Consider the following 16,732-nt stretch of genomic DNA (forward strand, 5'->3'; position numbering starts at 1 on the left):
ACTCAAACACTACCGCGCAGGCGCCACACGCTACGCCAAACGCGCACGCAACTTCGCAAGCCTCATCTACCTCACAGCTTCCATGCCCTGGTTAAAATAAATGTCAACAGGGCCTAACCCTTGTTGTCTCAAATAACTGAAAGTTCCATAGGAGCACAGGATTCTTCTGTCTGGCTCATCATTGGAATTATGCACAGCTACGCCACCACCATGTAAGGCAAAATAACGGAGAGATCCTCCTTCTTTCAGGGCTCTCAAAACCGCTGTAATCTCTTTATCTGGTTCAATTGCTGTGGACATACATTTTCCTCCGGATAAGGTGACGGATTATACCATAAAGCCCGCCTCGATTTACTTTCAGGTCAGAACGGCGCCATGATGCCGCTGGCCTTCAGCTGGTCGGTGACGGACTGTTTCAGGCGCTCCAGCCCTTCCGGTGACCGGCTTTCCGCCCGTACTGTCAGGACATCCTGGGTGTTCGACGCCCGCAGCAGCCACCAGCCGTCCGGTGTCGTAACGCGTACGCCGTCGATAGCCAGTGCGTTGCCGCCGGCAGCCTGGACGCGCTGTGTCACTTCCTCTGCTATGGCGAACTTGCGGGATTCATCGACCTGGAAGCGCACTTCGGGCGTATTGTAAACTCGGGGCATGGCGTCGCGCATCTGCGCCAGCGTTTCGCCGGAGCGGCTGACCAGGCTGATCAGGCGCACGGCGCAGTACAGGGCATCGTCAAAGCCGTACCACTTGTCGCCGAAGAAGATATGGCCGCTCATCTCGCCAGCCAGCGGTGATTTCAGCTCGGCCATCCTTGCCTTGACCAGCGAATGGCCGGATTTCCACATGACTGGCTCGCCGCCCAGGCGGGCGATTTCGTCATACAGGGTCTGGCTGCACTTGACGTCGCCGATGATGGGGGCGCCGGGGTGGGTTTTCAGCACTTCGCGCGCATAGATGGCGATCAGCTGGTCGCCCCAGACGATGTCGCCATTGTGGTCCACAGCGCCGATACGGTCGCCGTCGCCGTCAAAGGCTATGCCCAGCTGGCATTTTTTCTCGCGGACCGTCTTCTGCAGGTCCACCAGGTTTTCCGGGATGGTGGGATCCGGATGGTGGTTGGGAAAGCGCCCGTCGATAGTGTCGAACAGGGGATGGTGGATACCGGGCAGACGCTTGCACAGCTCCTTCATGATTTCAGCCGTGGCCCCGTTTCCGGCATCCCAGGCGACGGTCATAGGACCGCCTTCGTAATCCTTCAGCAGGCGGTCTGTATACGCCTGGCGCACATCAACGTCTGTAACCGATCCCTTGCCCTGGACAAAGTCGCCGGCAGCGGCCATGGCGCCCATTTTCTGGATGTCCTGGCCATAGACCGGCATCTTGCCCCAGGCCATTTTGAAGCCATTGTAGTCGGGCGGGTTGTGGGACCCGGTTACCATCACACCGGCGTCAGCGCCCAGATGCAGGACCGAGAAATACAGCATGGACGTGGGGCCCACACCCACCCGCTCGACCTGAAGGCCGGTGGACAGCAGGCCTTCTGTCAGTGCGCCTTCTAGGGAGGGGGAGCTGATCCGGCCGTCGAGGCCCACACAGACCCGTTTGCCGCCCTTGCGTACCACCCAGGTGCCAAAAGCCTTTCCCAGGGCCCGGGCATCGTCGACTGACAGGGTTTTTCCCACGATACCCCGCACATCATATTCCCGCAGGATTCCGGGATCAAAGCGGTAACCAGCGGAGAGTGTCGCGATACTCATGTTCCAACCTTCTTCAGTTCTTCTCTGTTTTCCTGTCCGGAAAAGCCCTTCCGGGGGGCGCGTCCAATGGAATAATAATCAAAGCCCTGCGCAGCCATATCGTCGGGTTTATAGATATTGCGCAGGTCGATCATGACCGGGGTGTGCATGCTTTTGCGCAGGCGGCCCGGATCGAGGGAGCGGAATTCATGCCATTCTGTAATGATGGCCACGGCATCAGCGCTGTCTACCGCTTCCCAGGAATCTCGGCACCAGGTAACATCAGGCAGCAGCCTTGCAGCAGAATCCATCCCTGCCGGATCGTAGGCCCGGACTGTGGCTCCGGCGGCCTGCAGGGCCGGAATAATGTCGAGGCTTGGCGCCTCACGCATGTCATCGGTATTGGGTTTGAACGTCACGCCCAGAACGGCGATGGTTTTTCCCCGGACCGATCCGCCACAGGCGGCGATGATACGGCCGGCCATTTTCTTTTTCCGGGACGAATTGCTGGATACAACAGCTTCCACAAGCTGCAAGGGGGAACCGCATTCCTGGGCGGTACGCATGAGGGCTTCTGTATCCTTGGGGAAGCACGATCCGCCGTAACCCGGCCCTGCATGAAGGAATTTGCGGCCAATCCGGCCGTCCAGACCCATGGCTTTGGCGATATCCTGCACGTCGGCGCCGACTTTTTCGCAGAAATCGGCCATTTCGTTGATGAAGGTGATCTTGGTGGCCAGAAAGGCATTGGCGGCGTATTTGGCCGTCTCCGCCCCTTCCAGGGTGGTCGTGACCACAGGAGTTTCGATCAGGTAGAGGGGACGGTACACTTCTTTCAGGACGGTCCGGGCCCGGACCGTTTCCGCGCCGATGACTATACGGTCCGGTCGCATGAAATCCGTGATGGCTGCGCCTTCCCGCATGAATTCGGGGTTTGAGCATACGTCGAAATCAGCATCCGGTCTTTTTTTCCGGATAATTCTTTCCACCTCGCGGCCTGTGCCAACAGGTACGGTCGATTTTGTCACAACAACAGTATAGCCATCCAGATAACCGGCGATTTCCCCGGCTGCTGCGTAGACATAGCTGAGATCGGCATGACCGTCACCGCGGCGGGAAGGTGTTCCCACAGCGATAAAAACCACATCGGCGCCCTGCATGGCGTCCTGCAGGCTGGTGGTGAAAGACAGGCGGCCAGCCTTTGTGTTCTTGGCCACCAGTTCATCCAGGCCGGGCTCATGAATGGGAATTTCGCCCCGCTTCAGCCTGTCGATCCTGCCCTGGTCCCTGTCGACACAGACTGTATCCATGCCGAATTCCGAAAAGCAGGCGCCCGAGACCAGGCCCACATATCCTGAACCGACCATGACAATACGCATGATAGACCTCCTGCATAACCCGCTGCGGTGGGTGATTGTTACGTCACTGCGGTCCTCAAATCCTCATGTACTGTCGTGTACACTCCGGTTCTGCGGTCCTCGTTCCTGACACTCCCCTCACCGCAGCGGGTTATGCAGGAGGTCTGTTATCCTTTACAGCAGTTCCCTGATGGCAGCCCTGACTTTTTCCGAAAGGTCGGGGCGGTTCAGGGCAAATGCCACGTTGGCCTGAATAAAGCCCAGTTTGTCGCCGCAATCAAATCTTTTTCCCTCGAACCGGAATCCGTGGAAAGGCTGGTGGCCAATCAGGCGGGCCATGGCGTCGGTCAGCTGGATCTCTCCCCCCGCGCCTTTTTCATGGCGTCCCAGGTGCTTCAGGACATCAGGCTGCAGGATATAGCGGCCCTGAAGGGACAGGGTGGAGGGAGCGTTTTCAGGCTTCGGCTTTTCCACGAGGCCCTTGACCTCGCACAGTCTTCCCTGGTCGCGGCCGATGTCCAGGATACCATAGCGGTGCGTCTGGTCCCGGGGCACGTCAAAAACGGACACCATGTTGCCGCCTGTCTCATTATAGGCTTCCATCATTTGCGCCAGGCAGGGCCGCTCATGCAGGACCAGCTCGTCCGGCAGGATGACAGCAAAAGGCTCGTCCCCGATAAATTCCCGGGCGCACCAGATGGCGTGTCCCAGGCCCAGCGGCTCGGACTGGCGGGCAAAGGCCAGCTGGCCCGAGGGGATTTCCACCGATCGCGCAATGTCCAGAAGTTCTTTTTTTTCCCGCCGCTCCAGCGTGACGTTCAGCTCGAAGCTGTAGTCGAAATGGTCTTCCATGGCCGATTTTCCGCGGCTGGTGACCAGGATGAAATACTCGATGCCGGCGGCCCGGGCCTCTTCCACCGCATACTGGATCAGTGGCTTGTCCACCACGGTCAGCATTTCCTTGGGGATTGCCTTGGTGGCGGGAAGAAAGCGGGTGCCAAGACCCGCAACCGGAAAAACAGCCTTGCGAACGGGTTTTTTCATGAAAAACGGTCCGGACAGTGGTAGGGTCAAGGACACGCTTCTGAAAGGTCAATACGGCAATATCGGGGCATCCATGAGCATTCAAAGCGAAATCCGCCGCAAAACTGCGCCTGACATCCGGGGCCAAAAGGGGAAAACTCCCCTGGTGTGTCTGACGGCCTATACGGCACATATGGCCAGGATTCTGGATCCCCATGTGGATGTGCTGCTGGTGGGGGATTCCCTGGGCATGGTGGTCTATGGCTTGCCTAGCACTGTAGGGGTCACGCTGGAGATGATGGTCAGCCACGGCGCTGCTGTGGTGCGCGGCACCCGCCAGGCGCTGGTGGTGGTGGACATGCCCTTTGGCTCATACCAGGAAAGTCGCGAGCAGGCTTTCCGTTCCTGCGCCCGCGTGATGGCGGAAACCGGAGCCGGGGCTGTCAAGCTGGAAGGCGGTGTGGAAATGGCCGATACCATCCGGTTTCTGGTGGAGCGCGGCATTCCCGTCATGGGCCACATCGGCCTGCGCCCCCAGCTGGTCAACGTACTGGGAGGGTTCAGGACGCAGGGACGGGATGAGGCAGCGCAAAAGCGGATCATGGAGGATATGCGGGCCGTCAGCGAGGCAGGGTCTTTCTCTCTGGTGATCGAGGCCGTGGTGGAGAATCTGGCGAACGCGCTGGCGGAGGCTTGTCCGGTACCCACGATCGGGATCGGGGCCTCGGCCACCTGTGACGGCCAGATCCTGGTGACCGAGGACATGCTGGGCCTGTCCGGTGATTTTGTACCGAAGTTTGTCCGCCGTTTTGGCGATCTGGGAACAGCGGCGGGCCAGGCGGTGGCAGAATATGCTGCGGCTGTACGGGCGCGGACTTTTCCGGGGCCGGAGCATGTGTTCAGGCCCAAAAATACGGTACGGTCCGAGGCCGTATCGTGAGGCCCCTGTCCACAGCGGTACACCAGATTACCCGCAAGGCCCTGGGGAAGACAGGATCGCACCTGGCGACCTTGCTGTCCCACTGGGCAGACATCGTGGGGCCAGCCCTGGCGGGAGACTGTTCTCCGGAAAAGCTGTCCTTTCCGCGCGGAAGCCTGGAAGGCGCGGTGCTGCACCTGCGGGTGTCAGGATCTGCAGCTCTGGTTCTTCAGCACGATGAATCCCTGATCCTGGAGCGGATCAACCGGGTGTTCGGCTACAGGGCCGTGGAGCGCCTGAAATATGTCCAGGGCCCGCCGGTCCTGCCAGCGCCGGTCCGCAGCCGGGCGCCATCCCTGCCGGATGCCGCGAGAACAGCGCGGGTGGAAAAGCTGGTGGCGGATGTGGACGACTCCACCCTGCGCGAGGCCCTGAAAGACCTGGGTTGCGCTGTGCGGTCGTGATGGCAGGCGTCAGGGAACATATCCTGCAGGCTTGTTGAAAATGACCTGTGTCCTGCGGCCTTTATATCGTGCTTCCAGAATAATTGGTTCCTCGGCGCACCAGGTTTTGCAGGCTTCCGAGCGCAGATGAATACATTCCACAGATGTCGCGAATCCCTGATGCTCCTGGTGTTTTTCGAAGTGCTTTCTGCCATCTCCGCGAAGAGCCAAGGACAGAACATACAGGGCGCTTTGCGGAATTTCATCCTTGCCCAGATATCGGTTTCCTATTTCTTCCAGGCATTCAGACTCTAGGATCCTGAAAACGGGTTTCTGCCTGAGAGCGGCGCACAGCAATCCAAGCGAGATTACTGCCCAGCTGGCTGTCCCTGAAGGATTGTCCGGGACTGTCATCTGGTCTCTCAGGGAAACAAACCATGGCCAAACGGCTATGGCTCCGCACAAGGATGACACCAAGGTCATACAGAAGCTGAAATATTTCGCGTGGTGAATGGCTGTTGTCTGTGCGCCGTGGACTGCCTGCAGGAAAGTTCGCACTTCTCCATCAGGTCCTGACAGGACATAAGCATCCACATCCGGCAAAGATATTTTTTCTGCAACAGTCAGCATACGGCCATAATAACCGGGAAATGTGAAAAGAAAAAACAGGTGCAGTCTGCATTGACAGCAGAGCCTGAGAGCGACAGGATTGCAGCATGAAATTTGCCCTGTCCAAAATTCTTTCTCTTCTGATTCATCCGGCCCATCTTCTGCTGCTGGCCCTGCTGGCCGGTCTGTGGTTCCTGCGGCCCCGTTCGGCAAGGCCACGCGCCGGGCGTTTTCTGGTTTTTGCGTGTACGGCGTCGCTTTTCCTTCTGGGGCTTGCGCCAGTCTGCGCCCGGATCGCAGGGCCGCTGGAAAACAGGTTTCCCGTGCCAGAAATATCCGGATCTGTTGACGGTATCGTTGTTCTGGCAGGCTTTCTGTCTCCCTGGAGCACGGAGGGGCGGGGCCAGTTCGCCCTGAACGGCAATGCCGAGCGTCTGGTCGAACTTGTGAGCCTGATGCACCGGTTTCCGAAGGCAAAGGTGGTTTTCACCGGCGGCAGTGGCAGTTTGATGTCCGGCGATATCCGCGAGGCTGATGCGGTGCGGCAGATCCTGAACGATATGGGCGTGGATACACGCCGGATCATCTTCGAGCGGGAGTCACGCACCACGTACGAAAACGTAATGTACAGCAAGGCCCTGGCCGATCCGCAGCCTGAGGAAAAGTGGCTGCTGGTGACTTCGGCCATGCACATCCCCCGGGCTGTCGGCGTGTTCCGCCAGCAGGGCTGGCCTGTCACCGCCTGGCCATGCGACTACCAGACCCCTGCGCCTGGAACGGCGCTGCGTCCGGACTTTGCTGTTTTGCGGGGGCTGGTCATTGCCAGTCTGGCCGTGCACGAATATGCCGGCCTTGTATCCTATTACCTGTCGGGCTATACGGCGCAGCTTTTACCGTCGCCCTGAAAGAGAGTGACAGACATGAAATGGTACGGAATTGCCCTTGTGTGTTTCTGTCTGGCGGGCTGTGCCGCCGGGGGTGTTCCTGCGGAAAAACCCGCCAGCCCTGATTTTGCGTCATGGCTTGCCGGCGTGAAGGCCGAGGCGCTGGAGGGGGGGATTTCCGCCCCCGTTGTCCACGAGGCGCTGGATGATCTGCAGCCCATTCCCCGGGTTCTGGAGCTGGACCGCCGCCAGCCGGAAAGCACCATGACCCTGGAGCAATACCTGCGCAATGTGCTTCCTGAATCCCGGATTGCCGAGGGGCAGCGGCTTCTGCAGGTCTATGCGGATACTCTGGACCAGGTCGAGAAACGATACGATATTCCGCGCGAACTGGTTGTGGCCCTGTGGGGCATGGAAAGCAGCTTTGGCCAGAAAACGGGTGATTTCGGGGTGATCCCGGCGCTGGCGACCCTGGCGTGGGACGGGCGGCGCAGTGTTTATTTCAGGAAAGAGCTGATGAAGGCCCTGAAGATCGCGGACGAGAAGCATATTCCGCTGTCACAGATGAAAGGCTCGTGGGCTGGCGCCATGGGGCAGAGCCAGTTCATGCCGTCCAGCTTCCTGGCCTATGCCGTGGACCAGAACGGCGACGGGCACCGTGATATCTGGCAGACCGAGGCGGATGTGTTTGCCTCGGCCGCCAACTATATGGCAAAGGCCGGCTGGAAAAACGGCCAGTTCTGGGGCCAGGAAGTCCTGATGCCGGAGGGCTTTTCTGCGGCCCATATCACGCTGGACGAAAAAAAGACACTGGACGAATGGTCGGCGCTGGGTGTCCGCGACCTGCAGGGGCAACCCCTGCAGGGTCACATAAAAGCTTCCCTTGTGGCGCCCGATGGCCTAAAAGGAAGAACGTTCCTGGTCGAGGGTAATTACCGCGCCATCATGGCCTGGAACCGGTCGACGTATTTTGCAACCGCGGTCGGCCTGTTGTCCGACAGGCTTTCTGACCGTCATGAGGGGGATAACCAGTGATAATGAAGCGTTTTCCGGCCGCTGTCCTGCTTCTGGCCTTCATGGCCGCCTGTACGCCGTCAGTCCAGTCTCCCGGTACTGCAAAACAGGCCGGACTGGCCGGAACAGGCAAGGTTGGGCCCGGCGGCTACAAGATCGGCAATCCCTATCAGATCAACGGTGTCTGGTATTATCCCAAGGAAGATTTCGGATATGACGAGACCGGGATTGCCTCCTGGTACGGCGCGGATTTCCACAACCGCCGGACCTCGAACGGCGAGACATTTGACAAGAATGAACTGACAGCTGCGCACAAGACCCTGCCCATGCCCAGCCTCGTGCGGGTGACCAACCTGGAAAACGGCCGGTCCATCGTGGCCCGTGTCAACGACCGCGGTCCCTTCACGCCGGGCCGTGTGATCGACCTGTCCCAGCGCGGCGCCCAACTTCTGGGCTTTGAGGGCAACGGCACAGCCAAGGTGCGGGTCCAGATCCTGGCCGATGAAAGCCGCACCCTGGCGGAAGCAGCCAAAAAAGGACAGCCGGCAACAGCAGTCGCTGCTGCAGGATCGGCTGAGCCAAAGGTCGAGGCTGCTCCTGTAACCCCGGTCCAGGTAGCCAAGGCAGATCCGCTGCCGCCGCCATCTGCGTCAAATCCGACAGCCCAGCCTGTAGCGGCTACAAAGCCTGCCGAGCCGGAAAAGGTTGCCCTGCCCGGCAGGATTGAGGAAAACCGCTTCCTGCCTGCCGCGAAGGTGGACAATGTTCCGGTGAAGGGCGAGCGGGCCATCTGGATCCAGGCGGGGGCTTTCTCGATCCCCGAAAATGCCACGCGCCTGAAGGAAAAACTGGCCGCCATCGGGGCCACGGTCATTTCCCCGGTCACTGTGGGAGAGGCACAGCTTCACCGCGTTCGTGTTGGTCCTGTAGCCGATGTCGCGAAAGCCGACGAGGTTCTGGACCGTGTCATCTCCATGGGCCTGAACGGAGCAAGGATTGTTGTGGAGTAAGTTCACGGGCCTTGCTGCAGCCGTCTTCCTCCTGACGGCTTTCGCCCTTCCGGCATCTGCCGCGCCTGTTGATACTCCGGCCCGGCAGGCGTGGATGGTGGATTTGTCCACGGACACTGTCCTTCTGGACAGGAACGGGGGCGAGGCCATGCATCCGTCGTCCATGACCAAGATCATGACCATGTACGTGGTCCTTGAGAAAATCAGGGCGGGGGAACTGTCCCTGAACGATACCCTGCCGGTCAGCAAAAAGGCTTGGGCCATGCAGGGGTCAAAGACGTGGGTTCCTGTCGGGGAAAAGGTCCGGGTGGAGGATCTTGTCCGCGGTGTGATTGTCCAGTCGGGTAACGACGCCACGCTGGTCCTGGCTGAGGGTATTGCCGGAAGCGAGGAAGCCTTTGTGGATATGATGAACCGCAAGGCCGTTGACATGGGTCTGACCCAGACGCACTTTACCAACACGACCGGCTGGCCGGACCCGCAGCATTATTCCTCGGCCCATGATCTGGCTGTCATGGCGGCACGCCTCATGAAGGATTTCCCCGAGCACTATCACTATTATTCCGAGAGGGAGTTTACTTTCAACGGCATCAAACAGGGCAACCGCAACCCGCTGCTGTACCGCAATATGGGAGCCGATGGCATCAAGACCGGCCATACAGAGGCCGGGGGTTTTGGCATGGTCGCCTCGGTGGTGCGGAACGACCGTCGCCTGCTGCTGGTAATCAACGGCCTGTCCGACATGCAGGTACGTGCGGATGAAACGGCCCGCTTGGTGGAGTGGGGCTTCAGCACTTTTATGCCGGTCCGCCTGGCGCAGAAGGGCCGGACCTATGCCACCGTTCCCGTGGTCTATGGCACACAGGATACGGTAACGCTGACCGCAGGGCGTGACCTGGCGCAGAGTCTGGATGCATCAGGCCGCAAGGGGATTTCCATAAAGGCCGTTTATTCTTCCCCGCTGAAGGCGCCGCTGAAGGCCGGCGACAACGCAGGAAAGCTGGTGGTGACCATTCCCGGGCAGGATGCATCCCGCGAGGTTCCCCTGGTCGTGGCTGCAGATGTTCCGGAAACAGGATTCTGGGACCGGCTGAAAGAAAACATCGGGATGGTTTTCTCCCGGACTGACCCATGACGCGGGGCGTGTTTATAACACTGGAAGGGGGAGAGGGCGGCGGCAAAAGCACCCAGGCCCGTCTTTTGGCCGAGGCCCTGCGCCAGCGCGGGGTGGATGTTGTCACCACCCGCGAACCTGGTGGATCACCGGGCGCCGAGGATCTGCGAAAGCTTCTGGTGACGGGCCAGGCGGACCGGTGGGACCCCCTGACCGAGATCCTGCTGTTCCTGGCGGCCCGGCGGGACCACTGGCTGCGGACCATCCAGCCGGCGCTGGAGCGCGGACAGTGGGTCATTTCTGACCGGTTCCATGACTCCACCGTGGCCTATCAGGGCTATGGTTTCAGGTTTGATCTGGTGCTGATCGAGGCCCTGCGCGCCATCGTTCTGGGCAATGTCCAGCCTGATCTGACCCTGGTTCTGGACGTCCCTGTGGAAAGCGGACTGAAACGATCCATGGCGCGCAAAAGTGACGCCGTGCGGCACGAAACCATGGATCTGGGGTTCCATGAACGCATGCGCCAGGGCTATCTGGACATTGCAAAGGCAGAGCCACAGCGCTGTCTGGTCGTGGATGCCTCCCGCCCGGCAGAGGCTGTGCACGGCGAGATTCTTGCGGCCGTGACCGGACGTTTTCTGCAGGGCCGGACAGCATGAAAGCCGCTGCTGCAGAAACTGAAGAGACAGCCCTCGGGCCGGCGCCCCGGGACAATCCCTTTTTTGAGGGGCATGAAGGCGCTGTGGCGACTTTTCTGGATGCCTGGGCCGGCGGACGCATACACCATGCCTGGCTTCTGACCGGCATGCAGGGCATCGGCAAGGCGACCCTGGCGTACCGGATTGCCAGGTTTGTCCTCGCCCGGGGACAGGGACTGGAGATGGTCCCGGACCATCCGGTTTTTCGCCTGGTCTCTTCCGGCGGGCATGGAGACTTGCTGGTGGCCGAGCGCCAGTATGACGCGAAAAAGGGCCGCTATGCCGACGGTATCGCTGTTGATACGGTGCGCGAGATTGCTCCGTTCCTGCGCCTGACTTCTTCCGCCGGCGGATGGCGGGTTGTGATTGTGGACGGGGCCAATGGCATGAACGCCAGCAGCCAGAATGCCATCCTGAAAATCCTGGAGGAGCCGCCGCCCCGCACCCTGCTGCTGCTGACAGCGGAAAATCCGGGCGCCCTGCTTCCCACTATCCGGTCCCGGGTGCGCTTGCTGCCCCTGGATCCGCTGCCGGCGGACAGTGTTGTCCGGCTGCTGGACCGCTATCACCCCGGGCTGGATCCTGCGGAAAGGCAGGCGCTGGCGCACCTGGCGGAGGGCAGCATCGGCCGGGCGCTGGCGTTGGCCGGCACGGGGGGACTGGAGACATACCGCAGGATGGTGGAGTTTCTGGAAAGCCTGCCGCGGCTGGACCCGGTCCGGTCCCATGAGTGGGCGGAAGGATTTTCCCGCGCTGGCAGGGAAGAGGATTTTGCCGTGGTGGCGGAATTGATGGTCTGGTTTCTGGACCGTCTGGTCCGGGCAGGAGCTACCGGGCAGATTGCCGGGGAAATTTTTCAGGGGGAGGGGGCTGCCGTTCAGCGCCTCCTGTCCCTGTGCACCCTGTCCCGCTGGATGGATATCCACGACAGGATTGCGCAGTTTCTGGCCCGGGGCGATACGGCCAGCCTGGACCGCAAGCAGATGCTGATGCAGGTGCTGTGGATCCTGTCATCCGGCGTGGCGGGGCAGGGGGGGCAGGCATGACGTACGGTTTTTCCTCCGGCCAGTCCCTGGCGGACCGGGTGCATATGCTGAACCTGGGGCTGATCCTTCTGGTGACGCTGATCAGTCTGGTCGGGGTCGCCATGCTGTATTCCGCGGGCGGCGGGTCATGGACGCCCTGGGCGGGGCCACAGCTGGTGCGTTTTGGTGTGAGCCTCGGATTAATGCTGGTGATTGCGCTGACGGACCTGCGATTCTGGTTCCGCCAGGCGTATGTGATCTATGGCGCCGTGCTGGTCCTGCTGGTGGTGGTCGAGATCATGGGCCACATCGGCATGGGGGCCCAGCGCTGGATCAACCTGGGTTTTTTCGTCCTGCAGCCGTCCGAACTGATGAAGCTGGCCCTGGTCCTGGCGCTGGCCCGGTATTTCCACACCCGGTCGCTGGAACAGATCCGCAGTCTTCCGGGCCTGCTTGTCCCCGCTGTCCTGGTTGCTCTTCCTGTGGCCCTGGTGCTGCTGCAGCCCAATCTGGGTACAGCGCTGCTTCTGGTCCTGGGGGCAGCCATCATGGCGTGGGCCGCCGGGGTCCAGTGGTGGATCTTTGCGGGGGCGGGGGTGGCCGGGGCTGCGGCTGTTCCTGTGGCCTTCACATTCCTGCATGAATACCAGAAAAAGCGTGTCTATACGTTCCTCGATCCGGGGCGGGACCCATGGGGCGCAGGATACAACATCCTGCAGTCCAAGATTGCCCTGGGGTCCGGCGGGCTGTGGGGCAGGGGTTACATGCAGGGAACCCAGAGCCAGCTGATGTTCCTGCCTGAAAAGCACACCGATTTTATCTTTGTCGTGCTGGCCGAGGAGTTCGGTATGGCCGGCGCCTTCTGCCTTCTGGCCCTGTATATCGCCGTGCTGTGCTATGGCTTTGCCATCTGCCTGTCGTGCCGGAACCAGTTCGGGCGTCTGGTGGCCATGGGGGTCACTGGCACCCTGTTCCTGTACCTGGTGGTCAATGTGGCCATGGTATCGGGCCTGATCCCCGTTGTGGGCATTCCGCTGCCGCTGGTTTCATATGGCGGGACGGCCATGATGACCCTGATGATGGGCATCGGCCTGCTGCTGAACGTCTCCGTGAACCGGGAACAGCGCATGTCCCGGAGCGGGAAACTGTATTAGTCTGATTCCTCTCCCCCAGTGGGCCAAAGTCCATTATTGTCATCCTGAAGGAGCGACAGCGACTGAAGGATCCTTCGACTTCGCATCCTTTCAGGATGCTTCGCTCAGGATGACAATAAGAAGGATGAAAAGGAAACATTCATGCCTCTCAAATTCTTTCTCCTCCCCTTGTTCCTTGTCCTGACTCTTGCTCTTCCTGTCGCGGCGCAGGAGAAGAAGGAATCCGTCTACGACCGTGTCATGCGCACGGGAACCATCAGATGCGGGTATTTTTCCTGGTATCCCGCGGTGATCAAGGATCCTGTGACGGGCGAGTTCAAGGGCATCGTGTATGAATACATGAGTGCGCTGGGCCGGGCGCTGAACCTGAAAATCGACTGGGTCGAGGAAATCGGCCTGGGGGATTATCCGGCGGCTCTGGAGAGCGGGCGCATCGACGCCATGTGCGCCGGTGTATGGATCACATCAGAGCGGGCGCGAGACAGTGATTTCGTAAAACCCCTGTTCTATCTGGCGCTGTATCCCTATGTCCGGGCCGACGACCACCGGTTTGACGCGGATATCAACATCATCAACAACAGCCAGTACCGCATGGCGGTGCTGGATGGTGGCGTTACAGAAACCATCCGCTGGCATCTGTTTCCGCAGGCCCGGGCTGTGGTCTTGCCCCAGCTGACCAGCCCGGCGGAACTGTTCGCTATCCTGGCGCAGGGCAAGGCGGACATGCTGATCTATGACCGCTTCACCTTCGGCGAGTTTGACAAAAACAATCCGGGCAAGTTGCGGCAACTGAGCACAACCCCGGTCAAGATCTATCCCAATGCTGTTCCCGTGAAACGGGGAGAGGAAGAATTCCGCCGCATGCTGGATCACGCCACGGATGAGCTGTTCCTGACCGGCACTCTGGACAAAATTATCGACAGGCACGAGAAATATCCGGGAACATTTTTAAGAGTAGTCAAGCCGTATGGAGTGGGGGAATGACCCTGAATCTCACCAATACCCTGACGCGGCAGAAGGAGCCGTTCCAGCCGCTGGATCCGCAGAATGTGCGCGTGTACCTGTGCGGCCCGACAGTGTATGACTCAGTCCACATCGGCAATGCGCGGACCATGGCGGTGTTCGACCTGCTGGCCCGCGTGCTACGGCACCTGTATCCGCGTGTCACCTATGCGCGCAACATTACCGATATCGATGACAAGATCATGGACCGGGCGCGGGAGAACGGCGAGCCCATCGACCAGCTGACCTGCCGCACCACGGCGCAGTTCCACCAGGACATGGCCGATCTGGGTCTGTTGCCCCCCGATGTGGAGCCCCGCGCTACCGCCCATGTGGATGACATGGTCCGCCTGATCAAGGCGCTGATCGACAAGGGCCATGCCTATGCGGCCGAGGGTCATGTGCTGTTTAATGTGCCGTCCATGGCCGACTATGGCCAGCTGTCGCGCCGCAGCCAGGACGAGATGATCGCCGGCGCGCGGGTCGAGGTCGCGCCGTATAAAAAACACCCCGCCGATTTTGTCCTGTGGAAACCTTCCGCGCCTGACCGGCCCGGCTGGGAAAGCCCCTGGGGCCGCGGGCGTCCGGGCTGGCACATTGAATGTTCTGCCATGACGCAGGCACACCTGGGGCCGGTATTCGACATCCACGGCGGGGCTATCGATCTGATTTTTCCGCATCACGAAAACGAAATCGCCCAGAGTCGCTGCGCCCACGGCACGCCTGTGATGGCGCAGGTGTGGATGCACGCCGGGTTCCTGACGGTGAACGGCGAGAAAATGTCCAAGTCCCTGGGCAATTTTTTCACGCCTCACGATTTGCTGAAAGAGTTTCCCGGCGAGGCTTTGCGCCTGGCGGTGCTGGCCGCCCATTACCGCCAGCCGCTGGACTTTACCAAGGACGCCGCGCACCAGGCCAAAGGCACGCTGGACCGCTGGTACGGTGTGTTGCGCACCGCCGGAAAAGTGGCCCAGAGCGATGTGCCGGATAATATGATGGCAGCTCTGAAGGACGACCTGAACACGCCGCTGGCGTTCAGCCACATGCACGAGCTGGCCAATGCTTTTTACAAGGCCACAGACATTGCAGATAAAGCCCGGCTGGCTGGACAACTGAAAGCCGCCGGCAGTGTGATAGGATTTCTGCAGCAGGATCCGGAGTCCTGGTTCAAATGGATGCCGCCCGCCAGCGCCGGCACACTTACCAATAAAGCCATTGACGACCTGATCCAGCAGCGCCTGGAGGCCCGCAAGGCCAAAAACTTTGCCGAGGCCGACCGTATCCGCAAGCATCTGGCCGATCAGGGCATTGTGCTGGAGGATGGTCCCAAAGGCACAACGTGGAAGAGAGGGTAGGGGACTTTATTCTCTCTCCATCGCCGCTTTCAGGTTGGCGTCAATCCGGTCCATGAACTGGCCGGTGGTCAGCCAGGACTGGTCAGGACCGATGAGGGTGGCCAGGTCTTTTGTCATGTGGCCGCTTTCCACCGTCTGGACGCAGACCTTTTCCAGGGTTTGTGCGAATTTCACCACGTCCGGCGTATTGTCGAACCGGCCCCGGTATGTCAGCCCCTGTGTCCAGGCGAAGATCGAGGCGATGGGGTTGGTGGATGTTTCCTTGCCCTTCTGATAGTCGCGGAAGTGGCGGGTGACGGTGCCGTGGGCGGCTTCGGCCTCCACCGTCTGACCATCGGGCGTCAGCAGGACCGAGGTCATCAGGCCCAGTGAGCCGAACCCCTGGGCGACGCTGTCCGACTGCACGTCGCCGTCATAGTTCTTGCAGGCCCAGACAAAGCCGCCTTCCCATTTCAGGGCTGTGGCCACCATGTCGTCGATCAGGCGATGCTCATACGTCAAACCGGCAGCCTGGAATTTGCCCTTGAATTCGGCGTCAAAGATTTCCTGGAAAATGTCCCTGAACCGGCCGTCATAGGTTTTCAGGATGGTGTTCTTGGTGGACAGGTAGACCGGGCAGTTGCGCGTCAGGCCATAGTTGAAGCAGGAGCGGGCAAAGCCGCGGATGGATTCCTCCAGATTGTACATGGCCATGGCCACGCCCGCGCCGGGAAATTCGAAGACGTCCCAGGTGATGGGCGCTCCGCCCCCGGCCGGGGTAAAGGTCATGGCCAGCTTGCCCGGACCGGGGATCTTCACATCAGTAGCCTTGTATTGGTCGCCAAAGGCGTGGCGGCCAACGATGATGGGCTTTGTCCAGCCGGGCACATAGCGCGGCACGTTTTTGCAGATGATGGGCTCGCGGAAGATGGTGCCATCCACGATGTTGCGGATGGTGCCGTTGGGTGATTTCCACATTTTTTTCAGACTGAATTCCTTCACCCGCGCCTCGTCGGGCGTGATGGTGGCGCACTTGACACCGACACGATATTTTTTAATAGCCTCGGCGGCTTCCACCGTCACGCGGTCTTCCGTGGCATCCCGGTGTTCAATACCAAGGTCGAAGTATTTCAGGTCGATGTCCAGATACGGCAGGATCAGTTTTTCCCGGATGATCTTCCAGATGACGCGGGTCATCTCGTCGCCATCCATCTCGACAACCGGATTCAGGACCTTGATCTTCGCCATGGAAAATTCCTTCAGCATCGTAACAGAGAGGGTTTCATAGCATGACCGCAAATCATGGCAAAGGGACCGCCAGTGCGGGTATCCGGAATACTTTCGGAAATCCGGGTTAGATTGTCCTGCAGAGGAATTCGGAAATGAAAAATCATGTCAAAACTAATTTACCC

17 protein-coding genes are annotated in these 16,732 nt (G+C 60.1%); 12 read left to right on the plus strand and 5 right to left on the minus strand.

Annotation, left to right across the window (positions count from 1 at the left end):
* Positions 1-100: IS5/IS1182 family transposase (locus M3O22_04310; GenBank protein MDP9195980.1), on the plus strand; the 100-nt coding region annotated here is incomplete at its 5' end.
* Here M3O22_04310 and M3O22_04315 read toward each other — a convergent pair.
* The 4 genes from M3O22_04315 to galU all read right to left on the minus strand — a co-directional run bounded on the left by M3O22_04315 (position 67) and on the right by galU (position 4,135).
* Positions 67-300 carry a hypothetical protein gene (locus tag M3O22_04315; protein MDP9195981.1) on the minus strand — a complete coding sequence of 78 codons (234 nt, stop codon included), beginning with the start codon at positions 298-300 and terminating at the stop codon, positions 67-69. The genes M3O22_04310 and M3O22_04315 overlap by 34 nt on opposite strands.
* A gap of 62 nt (positions 301-362) precedes the next feature.
* Positions 363-1,754, minus strand: coding sequence for a phosphomannomutase/phosphoglucomutase (locus M3O22_04320; protein MDP9195982.1), 1,392 nt, complete (start codon positions 1,752-1,754; stop codon positions 363-365).
* On the minus strand, positions 1,751-3,112 hold the full coding sequence (locus M3O22_04325; protein ID MDP9195983.1) for a UDP-glucose/GDP-mannose dehydrogenase family protein: 1,362 nt from the start codon (positions 3,110-3,112) through the stop codon (positions 1,751-1,753). The genes M3O22_04320 and M3O22_04325 overlap by 4 nt, the downstream gene beginning before the upstream one ends.
* Positions 3,113-3,265: 153 nt before the next feature.
* Complete coding sequence (gene galU, locus M3O22_04330) at positions 3,266-4,135, minus strand: UTP--glucose-1-phosphate uridylyltransferase GalU (protein MDP9195984.1); 870 nt, start codon at positions 4,133-4,135, stop codon at positions 3,266-3,268.
* A 73-nt stretch (positions 4,136-4,208) separates the two neighbouring features.
* On the opposite strand from galU, the gene panB reads away from it, so the two are divergent.
* The 11 genes from panB to cysS all read left to right on the plus strand — a co-directional run bounded on the left by panB (position 4,209) and on the right by cysS (position 15,341).
* A complete protein-coding gene (gene panB / locus M3O22_04335; GenBank protein MDP9195985.1) occupies positions 4,209-5,054 on the plus strand; it encodes a 3-methyl-2-oxobutanoate hydroxymethyltransferase in 846 nt (281 codons plus the stop codon).
* A complete protein-coding gene (locus M3O22_04340) occupies positions 5,051-5,497 on the plus strand; it encodes a DciA family protein (GenBank protein MDP9195986.1) in 447 nt (148 codons plus the stop codon). Before panB ends, M3O22_04340 begins: the two co-directional genes overlap by 4 nt.
* 695 nt (positions 5,498-6,192) lie before the next feature.
* Positions 6,193-6,990, plus strand: a complete 798-nt coding sequence (locus M3O22_04345; protein MDP9195987.1) for a YdcF family protein — start codon at positions 6,193-6,195, stop codon at positions 6,988-6,990.
* A 15-nt stretch (positions 6,991-7,005) separates the two neighbouring features.
* The gene (locus M3O22_04350; protein ID MDP9195988.1) at positions 7,006-8,004 is read left to right on the plus strand and encodes a lytic murein transglycosylase; all 999 of its coding nucleotides are present in this window, start codon (positions 7,006-7,008) and stop codon (positions 8,002-8,004) included.
* Between the two features lie 2 nt (positions 8,005-8,006).
* Positions 8,007-8,993 (plus strand): septal ring lytic transglycosylase RlpA family protein, encoded by a 987-nt coding sequence (locus tag M3O22_04355; protein MDP9195989.1) that lies wholly within the window; start codon positions 8,007-8,009, stop codon positions 8,991-8,993.
* Positions 8,983-10,128: a D-alanyl-D-alanine carboxypeptidase gene (locus M3O22_04360; protein MDP9195990.1), complete on the plus strand. Its 1,146-nt coding sequence runs from the start codon at positions 8,983-8,985 to the stop codon at positions 10,126-10,128. Before M3O22_04355 ends, M3O22_04360 begins: the two co-directional genes overlap by 11 nt.
* Positions 10,125-10,766 (plus strand): dTMP kinase, encoded by a 642-nt coding sequence (gene tmk / locus M3O22_04365; GenBank protein ID MDP9195991.1) that lies wholly within the window; start codon positions 10,125-10,127, stop codon positions 10,764-10,766. The genes M3O22_04360 and tmk overlap by 4 nt, the downstream gene beginning before the upstream one ends.
* Entirely contained in the window at positions 10,763-11,851 is a 1,089-nt protein-coding gene (locus M3O22_04370; protein ID MDP9195992.1) for a DNA polymerase III subunit delta', read from the plus strand. The genes tmk and M3O22_04370 overlap by 4 nt, the downstream gene beginning before the upstream one ends.
* Complete coding sequence (rodA, locus tag M3O22_04375) at positions 11,848-12,984, plus strand: rod shape-determining protein RodA (protein MDP9195993.1); 1,137 nt, start codon at positions 11,848-11,850, stop codon at positions 12,982-12,984. Before M3O22_04370 ends, rodA begins: the two co-directional genes overlap by 4 nt.
* A 141-nt stretch (positions 12,985-13,125) precedes the next feature.
* A complete protein-coding gene (locus M3O22_04380; GenBank protein ID MDP9195994.1) occupies positions 13,126-13,968 on the plus strand; it encodes a transporter substrate-binding domain-containing protein in 843 nt (280 codons plus the stop codon).
* Entirely contained in the window at positions 13,965-15,341 is a 1,377-nt protein-coding gene (cysS, locus tag M3O22_04385; GenBank protein ID MDP9195995.1) for a cysteine--tRNA ligase, read from the plus strand. The genes M3O22_04380 and cysS overlap by 4 nt, the downstream gene beginning before the upstream one ends.
* 6 nt (positions 15,342-15,347) lie before the next feature.
* Here cysS and M3O22_04390 read toward each other — a convergent pair whose 3' ends face one another.
* Complete coding sequence (locus M3O22_04390) at positions 15,348-16,568, minus strand: NADP-dependent isocitrate dehydrogenase (GenBank protein ID MDP9195996.1); 1,221 nt, start codon at positions 16,566-16,568, stop codon at positions 15,348-15,350.
* Positions 16,569-16,732 lie beyond the last annotated feature (164 nt).

The organism is Pseudomonadota bacterium, from assembly GCA_030775045.1.
Lineage (GTDB): Bacteria > Pseudomonadota > Alphaproteobacteria > JALYJY01 > JALYJY01 > JALYJY01.